The organism is Dapis hubbardiae BLCC-M172 (assembly GCF_050016015.1).
In the GTDB taxonomy this organism is placed as follows: domain Bacteria; phylum Cyanobacteriota; class Cyanobacteriia; order Cyanobacteriales; family Microcoleaceae; genus Trichodesmium.
Genome location: NZ_JBNHEQ010000072.1, coordinates 3,099 through 4,312 on the forward strand (window position 1 = coordinate 3,099; position 1,214 = coordinate 4,312).

Annotated in this window: 1 protein-coding gene; it reads left to right on the forward strand. The window is 37.7% G+C overall.

The window, feature by feature from the left end:
* Positions 1 to 394: 394 nt before the first annotated feature.
* Positions 395 to 1,156: an HpcH/HpaI aldolase family protein gene (locus ACP6PK_RS07505; RefSeq protein WP_426559083.1), complete on the forward strand. Its 762-nt coding sequence runs from the start codon at positions 395 to 397 to the stop codon at positions 1,154 to 1,156.
* Positions 1,157 to 1,214 lie beyond the last annotated feature (58 nt).

The following is a 1,214-nucleotide window of genomic DNA, read 5'->3' on the forward strand; positions in this document are numbered from 1 at the left end:
TAAAAAAATAGGGAAAAAGCAATTAACCAGAATTAAAATTCCTGGTAGGGGTTTGCTCTCCAAACCCTCTACTAATGGTCTTCAAACCCTCTACTAATATTGTTGGTAGTCTTACATAGTAATGGTATACAGGAATAAGGAATACCTGGAACGGGAGCAAGATGCTCCCACTACCGTACCTCGTAAAAAAATAGGGAAAAAGCAATTAACCAGAATTAAAATTCCTGGTAGGGGTTTGGTCTCCAAACCCTCTACTAATGGTCTCCAAACTCTCTAGTAATATTGTTGGTAGTCTGACATAGTAATGATATACAGGAATAAGGAATACCTGGAACGGGAGCAAGATGCTCCCACTACTATTCCCTATTACCTCTTTTCTATATATTTATCAACCATGAAAAAAAATCAACTCAAACAAAAACTCAAAAACGGCGAAGTCGTACTCGGACTTTTTATGAATTGCGCTTACCCTGCTTTCATTGAAATTTGCGGTATAGCAGGATTTGATTTCGCAGTTATCGACCTCGAACACGGACCTCTAAATATTCTAGTTGCAGAAGACCTTTGTCGTGCTGCTGACTGTGGAGGTATTGCACCAGTTGTCAGAGTCAGCAAAAATGATGCTGCACAAATTCAACGCGCTCTTGATATCGGAAGCGCAGGCGTACAAGTTCCACAAATAGAAACAATAACTGATGCAGAAATAGTAGTGCAAAGTGCTAAATATAATCCTATTGGTTGTCGTGGTTTATCATTTGGAACTCGCGCTGGAGTTTACACTTCAGCAGGTAGTAATATTACCGATAAATTGAATGCAGAATCTTTAGTTGTAGTTCATGTGGAAGGTACAAAAGGCGTCGAAAATCTGAGAGAAATTGTTACAGTTCCTCATATTGATGTAATTTTTCTCGGTCCTTATGATTTATCTCAGTCTTTAGGTATTCCTGGTCAAGTTGATGATATTCGAGTAGTTGAATTAATGCAAAAAGCAGTAGAAATTATTCGGAGTTCAGGAAAAGCTGTTGGTACTTTTACTAATAATTCTGAGACTGCAAAAAAATGGATTGACTGTGGAGTTCAGTATATTGGATTGGGTATGGATGTGAGTATTTTCTTACAAGGTTGTCAAGCTTTAGTTAAAGGAGTAAGAGGTTGATTTTGACTTGGGAAAAAAGGCATTATAGGAATTTTTGAAGAAATAGAGAAACCGGGTT

Coding starts and splice junctions, on each gene's coding strand:
- ACP6PK_RS07505 (WP_426559083.1), top strand. CDS start 395: ATGAAAAAAAATCAACTCAAACAAAAACTCAAAAACGGCGAAGTCGTA.